Source organism: Embleya sp. NPDC025285 (genome assembly GCF_055558835.1).
This window is the reverse complement of sequence record NZ_JBVHLU010000010.1, coordinates 1-18,492: the sequence shown is the minus strand read 5'-3', so window position 1 is coordinate 18,492 and position 18,492 is coordinate 1. Positions and strand designations below refer to the sequence as shown.

14 protein-coding genes are annotated in these 18,492 nt (G+C 71.5%); 2 read left to right on the top strand and 12 right to left on the bottom strand.

Annotation, left to right across the window (positions count from 1 at the left end):
• Positions 1-3 precede the first annotated feature (3 nt).
• The gene (locus tag ACZ4FV_RS08820; RefSeq protein WP_465322239.1) at positions 4-2,373 is read left to right on the top strand and encodes a beta-ketoacyl synthase N-terminal-like domain-containing protein; all 2,370 of its coding nucleotides are present in this window, start codon (positions 4-6) and stop codon (positions 2,371-2,373) included.
• Positions 2,374-2,887: 514 nt separating this feature from the next.
• Here ACZ4FV_RS08820 and ACZ4FV_RS08815 read toward each other — a convergent pair.
• The 10 genes from ACZ4FV_RS08815 to ruvC form a co-directional block, all read right to left on the bottom strand.
• Entirely contained in the window at positions 2,888-3,661 is a 774-nt protein-coding gene (locus ACZ4FV_RS08815) for an ABC transporter permease (RefSeq protein WP_395871978.1), read from the bottom strand.
• Complete coding sequence (locus ACZ4FV_RS08810) at positions 3,651-4,556, bottom strand: ABC transporter ATP-binding protein (RefSeq protein WP_402236631.1); 906 nt, start codon at positions 4,554-4,556, stop codon at positions 3,651-3,653. Before ACZ4FV_RS08810 ends, ACZ4FV_RS08815 begins: the two co-directional genes overlap by 11 nt.
• 1,108 nt (positions 4,557-5,664) lie before the next feature.
• Positions 5,665-8,409, bottom strand: coding sequence for a RelA/SpoT family protein (locus ACZ4FV_RS08805; RefSeq protein WP_402236634.1), 2,745 nt, complete (start codon positions 8,407-8,409; stop codon positions 5,665-5,667).
• 154 nt (positions 8,410-8,563) lie between these two features.
• Positions 8,564-9,106, bottom strand: coding sequence for an adenine phosphoribosyltransferase (locus tag ACZ4FV_RS08800; RefSeq protein ID WP_395871984.1), 543 nt, complete (start codon positions 9,104-9,106; stop codon positions 8,564-8,566).
• The gene (gene secF, locus ACZ4FV_RS08795; protein WP_395871986.1) at positions 9,106-10,278 is read right to left on the bottom strand and encodes a protein translocase subunit SecF; all 1,173 of its coding nucleotides are present in this window, start codon (positions 10,276-10,278) and stop codon (positions 9,106-9,108) included. The genes ACZ4FV_RS08800 and secF overlap by 1 nt, the downstream gene beginning before the upstream one ends.
• Positions 10,278-11,981 (bottom strand): protein translocase subunit SecD, encoded by a 1,704-nt coding sequence (secD, locus tag ACZ4FV_RS08790; RefSeq protein ID WP_395871988.1) that lies wholly within the window; start codon positions 11,979-11,981, stop codon positions 10,278-10,280. Before secD ends, secF begins: the two co-directional genes overlap by 1 nt.
• Before the next feature lie 237 nt (positions 11,982-12,218).
• The gene (gene yajC, locus ACZ4FV_RS08785; RefSeq protein ID WP_395871990.1) at positions 12,219-12,674 is read right to left on the bottom strand and encodes a preprotein translocase subunit YajC; all 456 of its coding nucleotides are present in this window, start codon (positions 12,672-12,674) and stop codon (positions 12,219-12,221) included.
• Positions 12,675-12,824: 150 nt separating this feature from the next.
• Entirely contained in the window at positions 12,825-13,913 is a 1,089-nt protein-coding gene (ruvB, locus tag ACZ4FV_RS08780) for a Holliday junction branch migration DNA helicase RuvB (RefSeq protein WP_395871992.1), read from the bottom strand.
• A 100-nt stretch (positions 13,914-14,013) separates the two neighbouring features.
• The gene (gene ruvA, locus ACZ4FV_RS08775; RefSeq protein ID WP_465322235.1) at positions 14,014-14,622 is read right to left on the bottom strand and encodes a Holliday junction branch migration protein RuvA; all 609 of its coding nucleotides are present in this window, start codon (positions 14,620-14,622) and stop codon (positions 14,014-14,016) included.
• Between the two features lie 72 nt (positions 14,623-14,694).
• On the bottom strand, positions 14,695-15,243 hold the full coding sequence (gene ruvC, locus ACZ4FV_RS08770; protein ID WP_395871996.1) for a crossover junction endodeoxyribonuclease RuvC: 549 nt from the start codon (positions 15,241-15,243) through the stop codon (positions 14,695-14,697).
• Positions 15,244-15,544: 301 nt separating this feature from the next.
• On the opposite strand from ruvC, the gene ACZ4FV_RS08765 reads away from it, so the two are divergent.
• Complete coding sequence (locus ACZ4FV_RS08765) at positions 15,545-16,846, top strand: mannosyltransferase family protein (RefSeq protein WP_465322233.1); 1,302 nt, start codon at positions 15,545-15,547, stop codon at positions 16,844-16,846.
• Positions 16,847-16,932: 86 nt separating this feature from the next.
• Here the strand turns inward: ACZ4FV_RS08765 and ACZ4FV_RS08760 are convergent, their stop codons facing one another.
• Both ACZ4FV_RS08760 and pdxT read right to left on the bottom strand, forming a co-directional pair.
• Positions 16,933-17,688 (bottom strand): YebC/PmpR family DNA-binding transcriptional regulator, encoded by a 756-nt coding sequence (locus ACZ4FV_RS08760; protein WP_395872000.1) that lies wholly within the window; start codon positions 17,686-17,688, stop codon positions 16,933-16,935.
• A gap of 75 nt (positions 17,689-17,763) precedes the next feature.
• A complete protein-coding gene (pdxT, locus tag ACZ4FV_RS08755) occupies positions 17,764-18,375 on the bottom strand; it encodes a pyridoxal 5'-phosphate synthase glutaminase subunit PdxT (RefSeq protein ID WP_465322231.1) in 612 nt (203 codons plus the stop codon).
• Positions 18,376-18,492: the final 117 nt, after the last annotated feature.

Genomic DNA, 18,492 nt, shown 5'->3' with positions numbered 1-18,492 from the left:
CCCATGGACCCCGTGGACAAGGACGCGGAATCCGCCGACGACCGCCCTCGCGGGGTAGGCGGCGATCGGCGCGTGGCCGTCACCGGACTGGGCCTGGTGTCCGGATTCGGCGTCGGCGTCAAGCCGTTCTGGGAATCGCTGCTGGCCGGCCGGACCGCGCTGAAGCCGCTTGGCTCGGTGCCCGGCTCGGTCGGCGAGTTGTACGTCACGCGTGTGGACGACCGCGCGCTCGCCGCCGCGACCGGCGGCGAGGCGGTCGAGCGCACCTCGGCGATGCTCGGCGCGGCGGTCGCCGAGGCGCTCGCCGACAGCGGACTCGCCGCGCCGGTCGAGGACGGCGCCCGGCACGGGCTGGGGATCGGCACCTGCCAGGGCATGTTCCACGCCGAGGGCGCCGAGTTGCCACTGCGCGCGGACCGGCACGTGGTGGACATGTACACCCGGCCCGCCGACCACGTCGCCCGCCGCTTCGGACTGCGCGGGCCGCAGGCGGTGATCTCCACCGCGTGCGCGTCGAGCACCACCGCGCTGGCCTGGTCGGCCGCGCAGATCCGGGACGGCCGGGCCGAGGTGATGGTCGCCGGCGGCGCCGAATCGTTGTGCCTGTTCGCCCTGGCCGGCTTCCACGGACTGCGCGCGACCAGTCCCAACCGCTGTGCCCCGTACACGGTTTCGGACGGAATGAGCATCGGCGAGGGAGCCGCGGTGCTGATCCTGGAGGAGTGGGAGCACGCGGTGCGGCGCGGCGCCACCGTGCTGGTCGAGTTCCTGGGCAGCGGGATGTCCGCGGACGCCTACCACCCCGTGGCGCCGGACCCCACCGCCCGGGGCGCGCTGGCCGCCGCGCGGCGCGCGTTGGCGGCGGGCGGTGTGGGCGCGGAGCGGGTCGACTACGTCAGCGGGCACGGCACCGGCACGGCGGGCAACGACGCGATGGAGAAGGAGGCGATGATCCTGTTGTTCGGCGACCGGGTGGGCTCGGTCCCGATCAGCAGCGTCAAGTCCGCGGTGGGACACACGCTCGGCGCCGCCGGGGCGATCGAGGCGGTCGCGTCGGTACTCGCGCTGCACGAGGGCGTGTTGCCGCCGACGGCGGGCGCGGGCGGGGTGCTCGACGACCGGATCGACATCGTTCCGGACGTGGGCCGGCCGGCCCGGGTGGAGGTGGTGCTGTCCAACAGCTACGCGTTCGGCGGCAACAACGCCTCGATCCTGCTCGCCTCCCCCGGCGCGGTACGCCCCCGGCCCCGACCGCGGCCTGCTCGGGACCGGGCGGTGATCACCGGCGTGGGGGCGGTCGGTCCGGGCGGGGTGGGCCACGCCGCGCTGCTGGCCGCGCTGGCCGGCGATCCGGTCCCGGCCTCGAGCACGGAACCGGTGCAACCGGAGGAGGTGTTGACCGCGCTGTGGCGCCGGATGGACGACTTCACCCGGCGGGCGGTGCTCGCCGCGTCGGAGGCGTTGCGCGAGGCGGGCATCGATCCGCGGGCCGACGACGGGGCGGCCGAGGAGGCCGCGCTGATGTTCGCCACGGCCGGTGGTCCGATGCGCAGCGTCGAGGAGTTCGGCCGGTCGTTGTCCGAACTGTTGGTGCCGGAGCGGCGATCCTCGTTCGCGCGGACCACGATGACCTCCGCGCCCGGGACGTTGGGCATCTGCCTGGGCCTGCGCGGGCCGACCATCACGTTCCTCTCCGGCGGTACGGCCGGTCTCCAGGCGCTCGACCACGCGTGCGGGGCGGTCGCGCGCGGGGAGGTGCCGTACGCCGTGGTGGTGGGCTGCGACGAGATCACCGACGCGGTCCTGGACGCGCAGAGCAGGTGGTGGGGGCCGGGCCGGTGGGCGGACGGCGCGGTCGCGGTGGTCGTGGAGTCCGCCGCACGGGCGCGGGCGCGCGGGCGACGCGCACTGGCCGTGGTCGAGGGCACCGGGCAGGCCGGTGGCGCGGACTTCCGGGCCGGGCAGGCCGCGGATCCGACGGCGTTCGTGGCGGCGGCGACCCGGGCGCTGGCGGCGGCCGGGCGCGGGCCGCGCGAGATCGACTGGGTGCTGGCCGCCGGCGCACGACCCGACCGGGTCGAGGCCCGAGCGGAACTGCGCGCACTGGCACGGATGTTCCCGGACTCGACGCCGGTCGGGCGGACCCGGCCGCGGCTCGGCGAGACGATGGCCGCGGGCGGCTTGGTGGACGCGGTCGCGGCCATGGCGGCGATCCGCGGCGGGCTGCGGCTGCCCGTGGACGACGTGCGCGCCTCGTCGGCGGCCGGGTCGGCGCCGGTGCGTCGGGTGCTGATCGACACGGTCGGCTGCGGCGGGGTGATCGCGACGGTGCTCGGCGCGCCGGACGGCGGCGTGGCGGACGGGCCGCGATGAGGGGTGCCGACGGGCGGGCGGTCGACGCGGACCGCCCGCCGGCACCGACGGCGGGTCCGGGGTATCCCCCCGGGCTCGCCGTCTCGTGTTTTCGCGACCGAGGCGGCTCCGGCGTGCTGGTGTTGCTGCCGTTGCCGAGCCGGTATCCCGAGGAGGTGCTGCCGGCCGACCCGCGGACGGTGTTCTCCGCGCGCGAGAGCCTGGATCTGGCGTGCGGGCCGGCGAGTCTGTCCTGGGCGGGCAAGTACGCCGCGAAGCTCGCGGTGATCGCGTTGCTGGGGCTGACCGAGCCGGTGTGGTCGGATGTCGAGATCCTGCCGGACCAGGCCGACTGCCGGGCGCCGGGCGGACCGTGCCGGGCGCGGCATCGCCCGAGCGTGGTCCTCGGTGGCGCGGCCCGGACGGCGGCGGGCGGGGCCGGTGGCGCGCGGATCGCGGTCACCATCACGCACGAGACCACGGCCGCCGCCGCCCTGGTGGTGTGGGATCACCCGGCCGCCGCCCCGGTCCGGGATCAGCGCGACGCGCGTCGGCCCGCCCACGCGCCGGCCGCGAGCCCGGCGAGCGCGAACCCGGCCAGCACCGTGAGCGAGACCGAAAGGCCGTGTGGGGCCGAACCGTTGAGGGCCGATCGATAGGCGCTCATCGCCCAGTAGCCGGGGGTGAGCGGGCCCAGGTGCCGCATCCAACCCGGCAGCATCGCGGACGGCACCAGCGCGCCGGCCATGATCGTGGTGACCACGGCGGAGATGTCCCCGACGGCGCTCAGTTGGGCGGAGGTGCGCACCAGGGTGGACGCGCCGGTCCCCAGCGCCAGCACGCACAACGGCCACGCCACGCTCACCACCAGGACCAGCCACCACCCCCGGGCCGGCCGCAACCCGAACGCGGCGGCGGAGAAGCCGAACAGCAACAACTGCTGGACGAGCAGGAAGGCGAACATGGGCGCGGCCTTGCCCACCAGGATCTCGCCCAACCGGGCCGGACTGGCCCGGACCCGATCCCAGGTGTGCCACGTGGTGCGCTCGTCGAGCAGGCCGGCGCCCACCAGTTTCAGCACGAACAGCGAGAACATCACCGCCATGCCGGCGGTGGCCTGGGCGGTGCCGTCGGCCATGTCGTCGGGCATCGCGTCGGACAGGAGCACCATCATCGGCCGGATCACGCTGACCAGCACCATCGGAATGACGGTGAAGGCGATCAACGGGCCGGGGTCGCCGGCCATCAGGACGCATTGGTGCCGGGCGACCGCGGAGAACCGGCGAACACCGGCGAGTTCAAGCGCCATTGCGGGTCAACAACTCCCGATACAGGTCGTCGAGGGTCGGCGCGTCCAGGGCGATCGAGCGCAGCCGTGCCGCGTGCTCCGGGTTGGCCGCGAGCAGCCGCGCGGCGGCGGCGGCCGGGTCGATCGCGGTGATCACCACGTCGTCGCCGTCGGCCCTGGTGTCGTCGTCGCGCAGGCCGTGCGGAAAGCACAGTCCGCCGCCGTCGGCGAAGGTCAGCGTGACCCGCCCGGGCAACGCGGCGAGCAGGTCGGCGCGCGCGCCCCGAGCGATCACCCGGCCGTGGTCGGCAACCGCCAATGTCGCGTCGAGTACCTCTAGTTCGGGCAGGTAGTGGGTGGTGTACACGACCGCGGCGCCTTGGTCGGCCATGCTTCGCACGGCGCGCAGGAGCAGTTCGCGGGTCACCGGGTCGGCGCCGACGGTCGGCTCGTCCAGCAGCAGTACGCGCGGTCGATGCAGCATCGCCGCGGCGGCGTGCAACCTGCGCTGCTGGCCGCCGGAGAGGTCCTCGACCGGTCGGGGCAGGATCTCGGTCAGTCCGAGCGCCTCGGCGATCTCCTCGATCCGCTCGGCCAGCAACCGCCGTCCCAGGCCGTACAACCGGCCCGCGTACCGCAGGTTCTGCAGCGCGGTGGTCGGAAACAGCGCCAACTCCTGTGGGGCGATTCCCAGTTCGTGGGGCATTCGGCGTCTTGGGGTGACCGGCCGCCCATCGATGCGCACCTCCCCCGCGTCCACCCGAATCAACGCGGCCACCGCTCGCGCGAACGTCGTCTTCCCGGCCCCGTTGTGGCCCACCAGACCGACGATCTCCCCGGCCCCCACGTCGAGTTCGAACCCGTTCAGCGCGACGACCTCGCCATACCGCTTCCGCAGTCCCAGGACGCTCAGCATGCAGTAACTATATGACGTAAGGAAACTCCGGTCAACGACCCTCGCCCCACCGAACCGCGCCACCGAACAGGGCCACGACGCCCGGGGAAGGCGGCGCACCGTCGCGGCCCCGTCGGCGTCGGGTTCGTCGGCGACACGGCGGCACCGGCGGGGCGTACAGTTCCCGGCAGGTGTGGGCCGGAGGCGGGCGGTGAGCGTTGCCGCACCCGCCTTCGCAGGCATGTTCGGGTCATGAACAGGGGCCCCAGGCACGGTGGTTGGGGAACCCGCGAGCGATGGCTACGGGTTGCCTGCGGTTTCCGAGCCGAGGTGCTTTCCGGCCATCGGTCCATCATCATGTGACCCGCAATCACGACGGGTTCGGAACAGGTACGGGGGACCCACTGCCTCCGCCGCCCCGCCCGTCCCCTCGTGGGAGGGCCCCGATCGCGCCGTGCGCACCGTCACTCCCACCGGATCCGCGACCTCCACCGCCTCCGGCCCGCCCTCGATCGCGGCCCGCCCCGGCGAGAGCGCGACCGCGGTCGCCACCGCGGGCGGCGTGGCCGAGGGCGGCGTGTTGTTCGAACGGCAACCGGACGTGCCCGACGGCTACTGCGTCGGCCTGGGCTACAGCAGTACGTGGCGGGGCAGTTGCAGCCTGAGCGCGGGCGTCGTGTACTTCCACGGCGACGGCAACTACATCCAGGGTCAGAAGATGGTTCTGCTCGACCCGGGCCGGCCCAGCGACTTCCGGACCTGCCTGGGCGAGACCCGGCACGCGAACAACAACCAGCTCCCGCTCACCTACCTCGAGGTGGGCTCGGTGATCCGCACCAAGGACTTCGCGAACGGCCTGGTCGGCACGATCCGGATCAACGAGATCCCGTCCGACTCCGCCCCCGGCAAGTACCGGAAGATCTCGATGACCGTCTGGCGCGGCCCGCACCGCCGACCCGGGCACGCGAGCACACACCGTCGAACCGAGCATCCACCGCACGCCGCCGAACCGAACACCCCCGGCACGCGGGCAAACCGGGTTCACCACCGCACGAGGCGGCGCCGGGATCACTCCCGACGCCGCCTCGTGTACGCCGAGCCCGGCTGCGGGCCGGCAGGGCCCGGTCGACTACTGCTGGCGCCCGCTGGTCACCCGGTACGCGTCGAACACGCCCTCGACCCCGCGCACCGCCTTGAGCACGTGGCCCAGGTGCTTGGGGTCGCCCATCTCGAAGGTGAACCGGCTCACCGCGACCCGGTCCCGGGTCGTGGCCACCGACGCGGACAGGATGTTCACGTGCTGGTCGGACAGAACCCGGGTGATGTCCGACAACAACCGCGAACGATCCAGCGCCTGGACCTCTATGGCCACCAGGAACACCGAGGACGCGGTCGGCGCCCACTCGACGTCGACGATCCGCTCGGACTGCTGGGACAACGACTCGACGTTGCCGCAGTCCTGCCGGTGCACCGAGACGCCGTTGCCCCGGGTGACGAATCCGATGATCGGATCGCCCGGTACCGGCGTGCAGCAGCGGGACAGCTTGACCCAGATGTCGTCGACGCCCTTGACCACGACGCCGGGATTGCCGGTCGAGCGCGGCCGGCGCCGCGTGGTGGTCGGCCGGGTGGCCTCCGCGAGGTCCTCCGACGCGCCCTCCTCGCCGCCGAGCGACTCCACCAGGCGCTGCACGATGGTCTGCGCCGAGACGTGACCCTCGCCGATCGCCGCGTACAACGACGAGATGTCGGGGTAGCGCAGCTCGTGCGCGAGGGTGACCAGAGTGTCGCCGCCGCCGGACATCAGCCGCTGCAACGGCAGGCCCTGCTTGCGCATGGCCCGGGTCAGACCCTCCTTGCCCTGCTCGATCGCCTCCTCGCGGCGCTCCTTGGAGAACCACTGACGGATCTTGTTGCGCGCCCGGGGCGACTTGACGAAGCCGAGCCAGTCGTGACTGGGCGCCGCGGTCTCGCTCTTGGAGGTGAACACCTCGACCAGGTCGCCGTTGTCCAGCCGGCTCTCCAGCGGGACCAGCCGCCCGTTGACCCGGGCCCCGATGGTGCGATGCCCGACCTCGGTGTGCACCGCGTAGGCGAAGTCGACCGGGGTCGAGCCGGCCGGCAGCGCTATCACGTCGCCCTTGGGCGTGAAGACGAAGACCTCCTGGCTGGAGAGGTCGAAGCGCAGCGACTCCAGGAACTCGCCCGGATCCTCGGTCTCGCGCTGCCAGTCCAGCAGTTGCCGCAGCCAGGCCATGTCGTTGGCCGGGTTCTCGCCCTTGCGCGCGGGCTTGGTGTCGGTCTTCGCGGCCCCCTTGGCCCCGACCGCCTCGGCCTTGTACTTCCAGTGCGCGGCGATGCCGTATTCGGCCCGGCGGTGCATGTCGAAGGTGCGGATCTGCAACTCGACCGGCTTGCCCTCGGGACCGATCACCGTGGTGTGCAGCGACTGGTACATGTTGAACTTGGGCATCGCGATGTAGTCCTTGAACCGCCCCGGGACCGGGTTCCAGCGCGCGTGGATGGTGCCCAGCGCCGCGTAGCAGTCCCGCACCGAGTCGACCAGGACCCGGATGCCCACCAGGTCGTAGATCTCGGTGAACTCGCGGCCGCGCACGATCATCTTCTGGTAGACCGAGTAGTAGTGCTTCGGCCGCCCGGTCACCGTGGCCTTGATCCGCGCCGAGCGCAGGTCGCCCTGCACCTGATCGGTCACCAGGGCCAGGTATTCGTCCCGCTTGGGCGCGCGCTCGGCGACCAGCCGCACGATCTCGTCGTACATCTTGGGGTAGAGGATGGCGAACGCCAGGTCCTCCAGCTCCCACTTGATCGTGTTCATCCCCAGCCGGTGCGCCAGCGGGGCGTAGATCTCCAGCGTCTCGCGGGCCTTGCGCTCCTGCTTCTCCCGCTTGAGGTAGCGCATCGTGCGCATGTTGTGCAGCCGGTCGGCGAGCTTGATCACCAGCACGCGCGGGTCCTTGGCCATCGCGATGACCATCTTGCGCACGGTCTCGGCCTGCGCGGCCTCGCCGAACTTGACCTTGTCCAGCTTGGTCACGCCGTCCACGAGCATCGCCACGGTGTCGCCGAAGTCGCGGCGCAGCGCGTCGAGCCCGTAGTCGGTGTCCTCGACGGTGTCGTGCAGCAGCCCGGCCATCAGCGTCGGCGGGTCCATCCCGAGCTCGGCCAGGATGGTGGCGACCGCGAGCGGGTGGGTGATGTACGGGTCGCCACTCTTGCGGCGCTGGCCGCGGTGCCAGCGCTCGGCGGTGGTGTACGCCCGCTCGATCTGGCGCAGGTCGGCCTTGGGGTCGTTGACCCGCACCACCCGCAGCAGCGGTTCCAGAACCGGGTTGTACACGCTGTTGCGCTGTACGCCCAGCCTGGCCAGGCGGGCGCGGACCCGGCTGGGGCCGTCCACCCGCAACGAGCGCGAGCGCTCGGTGCCGCTGCCCCGCGAGGCGCCTTCGGGGGGCGGCGCCGCCTTGGCGACCGGCCGCGGCCCCCTGGCCTCGGGCCCGGCGGCGCCGGCGGCCGGACCGCTGTGGCCGTCGCTGCCCCGGGGGCCGTCGGCGCTCTCCTCCGACGCGATGGCCTGAGCCTCGGCCGGCGCGTCGGCGCGGGTCTCGGCCGGCGCGCGCGTCTCGCCGGAAGCGGCGGCGGGCTGCTCGGCGGGCGCCTCGGCCGCAGCGCGGTCCGGCCCATCGGGCGCCTCGTCGGGGCGGGCACGGGCCGGAGCCTCCTCGGGGCCCCCGCCGCTCACCGGCGGATGGCCCGAGGGGCCCGGTGTGGCACGTGTGGCGTCGTCCGAGGGAGCCGCGTGTTCGACGGCATCCCCCGAGGACGACGCGACGGGCGCGACCTCGTCCGGCAAGGGAACTCCTCCCACAGATGACGGAAATTCCATCGTACTGACCCACGCCCTCACGACTCGGCCATCCGGAACGCCGGCCGCCGCGACGGCGAAGGCCGAAGGCTCCCCACCTGGGGCGCCTCCGGCCTCCGACGACACGCCTTTTGGCGGCATGTCACACGACGATGAACGACTCCAGCGTGCCTTCCGGCAGCACCGGGGCGAGCCGCGCCCGGCCGTTCAGGAAGCCGAGTTCGAGCAGCACCTCGACCCCCACCACCTCCGCGCCGGCCCGCTTCACCAGGTCGATCGTGGCCTCGACGGTCCCGCCGGTGGCGAGCACGTCGTCGATCACGAGCACCCGGTCACCGGGCTCGAACGCGTCCTGGTGCACCTCCAGGGTGGCCGAGCCGTACTCCAACTCGTAGGACTGCGCGTAGGTGGCGCACGGCAGCTTCCCCGCCTTGCGGACCGGGACGAACCCGGCCTGCGCGCGGTAGGCCACCGGTGCGGCCAGGATGAAGCCTCGGGCCTCGATTCCGACCACCTTGTCCACCCGGCCCCGACAACGCTCGGCCAGCGCGTCGACCAGGGCCGCGAACGCGACCGGATCGGCCAGCAGCGGCGAGATGTCCTTGAACACCACGCCCGGCTGCGGCCAGTCCGGCACGTCCCGGATCCGGCTCTCCAGCAGTTTGCGCAGGTCGTCGTCGGCCATCAACGCTTCCTCTTGCCGCCGGGACGGGTCCGCGCCCGGCCGCGCGAGGCGCCCGCACGGGGTGCTCCACCCTGCGCCGGCACGGTGTCGTCGTCCGATTCCGACTCCGGCTCCGCGCCCTCGTCCACGTTCGGGTGACCCTCGGCCTGGTCCGCGGGAATGCCCGAGACCTCGGCGGCCTTGGCCGCCTTCGCCTCGGACGCGCGGCGCTGAGCCACCTTCTTCGCGAGCTGTCGCATCTCCGGCGACCGCTCCTTGAGGTCGGCCAGGATCGGCGTGGCGATGAAGATCGAGGAGAACGCACCGGCGGCCAGACCCACGAACAGCGACAGCGCGATGTCCTTGAGCATGCCCGCGCCGAGCAGACCGCCACCGACGAACAGCAGCGACGCCACCGGCAGCAGCGCGACCACCGTGGTGTTGATCGAGCGCACCAGGGTCTGGTTCAGACCCGCGTTCGCCGCTTCGCTGTAGGTGAACTTGGTCTGTTTGGTGATGTTCTTGGCGTTCTCCTTGACCGTGTCGAACACCACCACGGTGTCGTACAAGGAGTAACCAAGAATGGTCAACAGACCGATCACCGTGCCCGGCGTCACCTCGAAGCCCACCAGCGCGTACACGCCGATGGTGATCACGATGTCGTGGATCAGCGCGACCAGCGCCGCCACGGCCATCCGCCACTCGAAGGCGAAGGTGAGGTAGATCACCACCAGGATCATGAAGATCACCAGGCCCTGAAGGGCCTTCTTGGAGATCTCCTTGCCCCAGCTGGGGCCGACCACCTGCGTGTTGACCTTGTCCGGCGCGACGTCGAGGTCCTTGGCGATGGCCGCCGCGACCTGCTTGGTCTTGTCGGCGTCCGATTCCGCGATCTGGATCCGCAGGCCGTCGCCGCCGACCTTCTGCACTATGGCGTCGGCGCCGTCGGTGAACGGCTCCACCGCCTTGCGGGCGTCGTTCTGCGAGGCGGTGGTGTGCTCGATCGTGTAGACCGAGCCGCCCTTGAACTCGATGCCCTGGTGCAGCCCGCGGCCGAGCAGACCGCCGACCGCGAGCAGCAGGATCAGCGCGGAGATCGAGTACCACAACTTCTTGCGACCGACGAAGTCGAACGAGACGTCGCCGTGGTGCAACCGGACGCCGATGTTCTTGAGGTCACCGAAGCGACTCATCACGCCTCCTTGACGCCGGCAGCGCGCCCGCGCGGGCGACGGCTGCGGTACGACTGGCGCTGATTGGCACCGAGCGCGACGGGATCGAGGCCGGACCACTTGTGGCCGTCCGCGAAGAACTTGCGCTTGGCGAGGATCGTCATGAGCGGCTTGGTGAACAGGAACACCACCACGACGTCGAGCAGCGTGGTCAGGCCGAGGGTGAACGCGAAGCCCTGGACCTTGCCGACCGAGACGACGTACAGCACGGCGGCGGCCAGGAACGACACCGCGTCGGACACCAGGATGGTGCGCCGGGCACGCGGCCACGCCTTCTCCACCGCGGGTCGCAACGTGCGACCCTCGCGGATCTCGTCCCGGATGCGTTCGAAGTACACGATGAACGAGTCCACCGTGATACCGATCGCGGCGATCGCGCCACACACCGCCGGCAGGTTGAGTGCGAAGCCGATACTTCGGCCCAGCAGACACATGATGGCGTAGGTGAGGGCCGCCGAGACCGCCAGACTCGCGATGCTCACCAGGCCGAGGCCCCGGTAGTAGAACAGCGAGTACAGGATGACCAGGACGATGCCGATCGCACCCGCGATCAGACCGCCCCGGAGCTGGTCACCGCCCAGCGACGCGGACACCGTGGTCACGTCGCTCTTGGTGAAGGACAGCGGGAGCGCGCCGTACTTGAGCACGTTCTCCAGGTCCTTGGCCGAGCTGCGGGTGAAGTTGCCCGAGATCACGGCGCTGCCGCCGGGGATCTCCGACTTCACCGACGGCGCGGAGACGACCACACCGTCCAGGTCGATGGCGAAGCGGTTGGTCGGGTACTTGCCCGCCGCCAGGTCACCGGTGATCTTGGTGAACTTGTTGGTGCCCGCGTCGGTGAACTTCAGCTCGACTTCCCAGCCGCCGACGCTGCCGTTCTGCGGAAGTTGCGCCTTGGACGAGTCCACGTCCGTGCCCGGGATCAGCACCGGGCCGAGGATGTACTTCTCCTGCTCGTCGCCCTGATCGCGGCTGCACGCCACGGTCGGCTGGTCCTCCGGGGCCGGAACCGGGCCGAGGCCGCGGTTCTCCGGGAGGGAGCAGTCCAGGTTCTCGTACTTCGCGCGCAGCTCGGGCGTGATGCCGTTCGCGTCGGCTCCGGCCGGCGGGGTGCTCGCCGGAGGCGTCGCGGGCGGCGTGCTCGCGGGCGGCGTGGACGGCGGCGGGGTCGGGGCGCCGGACGCGTCCTTCAGGTTCGGGATGACCCGACCCTGCGGCTTGCCCGACTCGGCCGCGGGCGGCGTGTTCGCGGGCGGCGTGCTTGCCGGCGGGGCGCTCGCGGGCGGCGTCGACGGCGGCGTCAGCGGCAGCTTGGTACCACCCTGGGGGGTGATCTGCGCGGCCTCCAGAACGGGGCGGAAGAACAGCTTCGCGGTCTGGCCGACCTGCTCCGCCGTCTCCTTCTCGTTCTTGCCCTTGGGGATGCTGATGACGATGTTGCGATCGCCCTCGGTCTGCACCTCCGCCTCGGACACACCGAACGCGTTGACGCGCTGGCGGATGATCTCCACCGCGGTCTGCATGTTCGACTTGTTGACCGCGCCGTTACGGCCCTGGTCGGCCTTGGCGGTGAGCGTGACGCTGGTGCCGCCCGCGAGGTCGATGCCCAGACGTGGGGTCTTGTCCCCGGTCGAGAACATGATCGCGTACAACGCCACGATCACGACCCCGATGAAGGCAAGGACCCGTCCCGGGTGCCCTCGGGAACTCGATTTCGGTGCTGCCACCTTCGCCCAATCTCCCTCTCGATGCCGCCGCGGACGGGCTTGCGCCACGTCCGCCGGCACGGCACGGCGCCCGGCGGAACGCCGGGCGCTTTCGTATCCGGGGTGTCACCCCCGGTCACATGACTGTATTGCTCTGCGGTGGCCCTGGGACCACCGCACCCACCACGAGCCGAACTAGTCCTGCTTGTCGTTCTTGCGCAGCCGGTCGCCCGACTCGGACGCCTTGCTCGCGCCCTCGGTCTTGCCGACGTCCACGGTCTCGGTGTCCTCGGCCTCGGCGGCGTCGGGCTTCTTGTCGAGCTTGACGACGTCGTCGCCGGCCTCGGCGCCGTCTTCGTGCTCGTCGTCGGCCTCGTCGTCCTCGGGCTCGTCACCGGAGGACAGGACGGCGGCGATGGCGCTCTTGACGAAGCGGCAGTGCACGTCGGGCGCGACCTCAAGGATGACGGAATCGTCCTCGACCTCGGTCACCGTCGCGTACAGCCCCGCGATCGTGCGGACCTCGGCGCCCGGGACCAGCGAGTTCTGCGTTTCCATGGCCTGTCGCTGGCGTGCCTTCCCGGGCTTGATGATCAGGAAGTAGAACACCACGACGATGATTACTGGCAGGAGGAGGGTAAGCGGGTCCACGGCTTGAAACGATTCCTTCCCAAGGCCGCTCGGCGGCCCGGACGGTGACACTCGGCCGGCCACGGTGCGGCAGCCTCGGCGGAGTCTAGACGGGTACTTACTACAGGAACAACGACTACCGGCCGCGTGCGTTCCCGACGCGCACCGGCCTCACTCGGTTGCATCCTTACCGGTCACGGCCCCGTTGTCGAACAACACGCTCTGTTGTGTGCCGTGCTGCCCCGGCAGCGCGCCCCGCGGGGGGTTCAGGCCCAGATGCGTCCAGGCCTTGGCGGTGGCCACCCGACCACGCGGCGTGCGGGCCAGGAAGCCGCTGCGGACCAGGAACGGTTCGGCGACCTCCTCGACCGTCTCGGTCTCCTCGCCGACCGCCACGGCCAGCGTGGACAGGCCCACCGGACCGCCGCCGAACAGCGTGGTCAGCGCCTGCAGGACGGCCCGGTCCAGCCGGTCCAGGCCCAGCGCGTCCACCTCGTACACGTCCAGCGCGCGGGCGGCGATGTCCCGGTCGACCTTGCCGTTCGCCCGCACCTGCGCGTAGTCGCGGACTCGGCGCAGCAGCCGGTTGGCGATCCGGGGCGTGCCTCGCGAGCGGCCCGCGATCTCGGCCCCGCCCTCGGCGGACAGCTCGACGTCGAGCAATCTTGCCGATCGGGTCAGCACCCGTTCGAGTTCGGCGGGCGCGTAGAAGTCCATGTGGCCGGTGAAGCCGAACCGGTCGCGCAGCGGCGGCGGCAGCAGCCCGGCCCTGGTGGTCGCGCCCACCAGGGTGAACGGCGGCAGGTCGAGCGGGATCGCGGTGGCGCCGGGGCCCTTGCCGACGATGATGTCGACCCGGAAGTCCTCCATCGCCATGTACAACATCTCCTCGGCGGGCCGCGACATCCGGTGGATCTCGTCGAGGAAGAGCACCTCGCCCTCGGACAACGAGGACAGGATCGCGGCCAGGTCTCCGGCGTGCTGGATGGCCGGGCCGGAGGTGATCCGGATCGGCACGCCCATCTCGGCCGCGATGATCATCGACAGCGTGGTCTTGCCCAGCCCGGGCGGCCCGGACAACAACACGTGGTCGGCGGTGCCGCCGCGGCCCAGCGCCGCGGTCAGCACCAGGGACAACTGCTCGCGCACCCGCTCCTGGCCGATGAACTCGTCGAGGTTCTTCGGCCGCAGCGCGGCCTCGACGGCCTGGTCCTCACCGTCCGCCGCGGCGGTCACCAGGCGTTCGCCGTCCTGCGTCATCGTGTTCCGCCCATGGTCGTGTTCGTGCGGCCTGCGTTCATCCTGCCCGACCCGGGCGACACCGCGGTGTCACACCCGACCGCCGGTCGCCTCCGTCGGTTCACCGGCGGTTCAGGCCGCGCAGGGCCGCCTTGAGCAGCGCGCCGATGTCGGGCGTGGCGGCGGCCTCCGCCTCCGCGGTCACCGAGGCGACCGCGTCGTCCGCCTCGCGCGTCGCGTAGCCCAGGCCGACCAGGGCGGCGTGCAGTTGATCCCGCCACCCCGCGCTCACGGGCGCGCCGACGCCGAGCGCGGCACCGGTGCCGGTGGGCGTGCCGAGCTTGTCCTTGAGGTCCAGGAGCAGCTTCTGCGCGCCCTTGGGCCCGATCCCGGGCACGGCGGTAAGTGCCTTGGCGTCCTTGCCCGCGACGGCGGCCCGCAGCGCGTCCGGGCTGTACACCGCGAGCATCGCCAGGGCCAGCTTGGGCCCCACCCCGTTGGCGGTCTGCAACACCTCGAACGTGCGCTTCTCGTCGTCGTCGGAGAAGCCGAACAGGGTGAGCGAGTCCTCCCGCACCACCAGCGAGGTGGCCAGCCGGGCCGATTCGCCGACGCGCAGCGTGGCCAGTGTGGTGGGCGTGCACTGCACGGCCAGGCCGACCCCGCCGACCTCGACGACGGCGGTGTCCGGGCCGAGGCCGGCAACCGTTCCGGAGACGAACGCGATCACCTGAGTGCTCCTGCTTGGCTAGGGGTACGAGGGCCGGCCGTCGCGGGCCCGGCCGGGGAGGACGGGGGCCGGTCAGCGGCGAGTGCCGCGCGGCAACCGGCCGGCCGGGGTGCGGGCCGCGGCGACGGCCGCCGCGAGCCGGTCGGAGGCGCCGCCGCGCCAGATGTGGCAGATCGCCAACGCGACCGCGTCGGCGGCGTCGGCCGGTTTCGGTGGGCCGTCCAGGCGCAGGATACGGGTCACCATCGCGCCGATCTGGGCCTTGTCGGCACGCCCGCTGCCGGTGACCGCGGCCTTGACCTCGCTGGGCGTGTGCAGCGTCACCGGCAGGCCGCGCCGCGCGGCGCACACGATCGCGACGGCGGACGCCTGCGCGGTGCCCATCACGGTGCTCACGTTGTGCTGACTGAACACCCGCTCGACCGCGACACAGTCCGGGCGGTGCCGGTCCAGCCACTCCTCGATGCCCCGCTCGATGCCCAACAACCGGGCGTCGATCGCGGCGTCGGCGGGGGTGCGCACCACGCCCGCCTCGACCATCCGCAGCGGCTTGCCGACCGCGCCGTCCACGACGCCGACGCCGCATCGGGTCAGACCGGGGTCGACCCCCAAGACCCGCATGCCGCGCCCCTCTCGTCCCGCGTCGTTTCGCCTTCGTGCGTTGGGCCGTTCGAGTCGAACACCACCCGATACGAACATCTGTTCGCCCTGGCAAACCCTAGTGCAGCGGCGTCGATCCCCTCGGTACCGCCACTCCGTGATCACTCGTTCGAGCGACACGTACGCTTGTCCCGGTCGATAACGCCCCGATGACAGCCCTGTGACGATCCTTCCCCAGGCGGCCCGGTCGCCGCGCGAGAGCCCGCACAGGCGACGCTAGGGTCGGTTGGAGACTGCCCCGCTCGCCGCCCGGAAGGTTTTCATGCCGTCGCCGTCCATGCCGGTCGCCGAGACCCCACCGGCCGTCGAGAAGAGTGCGACCAGGATGCCGGCGGTCCCCGACACCGCCTTCGTCGACGGTCTCCCCGAGCGCCTGCGGCTGGGCGTCGTCGACTTCACGCACCGCGCGAAGACCTCCTTCCGACCGGCCCGCACGGCCGTGATCGGGTACCTGATCGCGCGCGCGATCAACCTCGTGGTGCTCGCCGTGATGGCGCTGGCCGCCGGGAAACCGTTCTGGTCCATGGTCGGCTCCTGGGACGGTGTCTGGTTCCGCGACATCGCGGACTTCGGCTACGTCGACAAGATCCCGGTGTCCCCGGCGGGCAAGCCGTACTGGAGCAACGTCGAGTTCTTCCCCGGCTATCCGTGGGCGGTCCGCCTCGTCGGCGACATCACCGGCCTGTCCGCGCTCAACGCCGGCATGGTCGTCACGCTGCTGGCCGGCGTGGTCGCGGCCTGGGGGCTGTACGCGCTCGGGCGCGAACTCACCGGCAACCACCGGGTGGCCACCCTGTGCGCGGTGTTGTGGGGCGTCGCACCGGGCTCGATGGTGCTCACCATGGTCTACTCCGAGGCCCTGTTCGTGGCGTTCGCGTCCTGGGGCCTGCTGGCCGTGGTCCGTCGGCAGTGGACTTTGGCCTGTGTCCTGTGCCTGTTCGCCGGCCTGACCCGCAACACCGCGTTCGCCCTGGTCGCGGCCCTGGGCGTGGCCACTCTGGCGATCGCGCTGCGGCGCCGCGAGGACGGCGCGCGAGTGGGATTGTTGGCCCCGGAGACCCGGCGCCCGGTGATCGCCACGCTGATCTCGCCGCTGGCGTGCGTGGGCTTCATCGGCTGGGTGGGCTGGCTGGCCGGTCGCCCCGACGGGTGGATCTGGATCCAGGACAAGGCCTTCAACCTGCGGATGGATTGGGGCATAAGCACCGTCCAGTGGATGAGCAAGTACCTCACCCACCTGGGCCGACCGATCTACGTGGTCTGCACGTTCGTGATCATCCTGTCCGTGGCGCTGATGATCTGGTCCTTCCGCGACCGGCGGATCCCCCTGCCGGTGCACGTGTACGGCGCCGTGGTGATGTTCCTGGCGCTGACCACGAGCAACGGCTGGTTCTTCCACTCCAAGCCGCGCTTCATGCTGCCGGCCTTCACCATCGCGCTGCCGCTGGCCCGACTGATGGCCAAGTGGCCGCGCGGCGTGGTGATCGCGGTGCTGGTCGCCGGGGCGGCGTTCTCCGGGTGGTACGTGAGCTTTCTGCTGTACGTGATAAACACCAACCCGTAGCGCTCGCGAAGATACCCGAACGCGCGTGGGGCCGGCGGCAGTTGCCGCCGGCCCCACGCGCGTTCGGGTATCTCGACCGAGCCGCCCTATTCGGCGTTGACCCGCTCCATGACCTCGTCCGAGACATCGAAGTTCGCCCAGACGTCCTGAACGTCGTCGCTGTCCTCCAACGCCTCGATCAGCCGGAAGATCTTGCGCGCGCCCTCTTCGTCCAGCGCGACCGAGACGCTGGGGATGAAGTTGGCGTCGGCCGAGTCGTAGTCGATCCCGGCGTCCACGAGCGCGGTCCGCACCGCGACCATGTCGGTCGCCTCGCTGACCACCTCGTAGGACTCGCCGAGGTCGTTGACCTCCTCGGCGCCGGCGTCGAGCACCGCGCCGAGCACGTCGTCCTCGCTCAGGTCGTTCTTCGGCACGATCACGACACCCTTTCGGGTGAACATGTACGACACCGAGCCGGGGTCGGCCATCGAGCCGCCGTTGCGCGTCATCGCGACCCGAACGTCCGACGCCGCGCGGTTGCGGTTGTCGGTGAGGCACTCGATCAGCACCGCGACACCGTTCGGTCCGTACCCCTCGTACGTGATCGACTGGTAGTCGGCGCCGCCGGCCTCCGCACCGGAGCCGCGCTTGACCGCACGGTCGATGTTGTCGTTCGGGACCGAGGACTTCTTGGCCTTTTGAATGGCGTCGTAGAGCGTCGGGTTGCCGGCGATGTCACCGCCGCCGGTGCGCGCCGCCACCTCGACGTTCTTGATCAACTTGGCGAAGAGCTTTCCGCGCCTGGCGTCGATGACGGCCTTTTTGTGCTTGGTGGTCGCCCACTTCGAGTGGCCGGACATCCGCCTCTACTCCTTCGGGTCGCGGGTGCGCTGCACGGGCCTGTACAGGCTGGAAGATCCTACCGGCGCGAGCACTCAGAGCGTGGCACGGACCATGTCCACGAAGTACGCGTGCACCCGCCGGTCGGGGGTCAGCTCCGGGTGGAAGGACGTGGCGAGCAGGTTGCCCTGGCGCACCGCGACGATCCGGTCCGCGTACGGCTCGGCGGTCAGCCGGGCGAGCACCTCGACCTCGGCACCGACCGACTCGACCCACGGGGCGCGGATGAACACGCCGTGGATGGGGTCGCCGCCCGCCAGGCCCTCGAACGGGACGTCCGCCTCGAACGAGTCGTTCTGCCGACCGAACGCGTTGCGCAGCACGATCATGTCGATCCCGCCGACCGTCTCCTGGTCCTCGCGGCCGTCCAGGATCTTGTCGGCGAGCATGATCATGCCCGCGCACGAGCCGTAGACCGGCATGCCGTCCGCGACCCGCTCGCGCAGCGCCGGAAACAGCCCGAAGGACACCGCGAGCTTGGACATCGTGGTCGACTCGCCGCCGGGTATGACCAGCGCGTCGAGCTCGGCGAACTCCTCGACCTTGCGCACCGGACGCGCGATCGCGTCGAGTTCGGCCAGCGCGATGGCGTGTTCGCGGACGTCGCCCTGGAGGGCCAGGACACCGATGATGGGAGTGGTGGACACGTCAACCTCGTCCGGTCGTAGGTACCGAGCCGGGGGGGGGAGGGGGGGGGGGGGGGGGGGGGCGAAGGGGGGGGGGGGGGGGGGGGTTCTTGAGCCTGTTTCGGTGGGGGAGCAAAA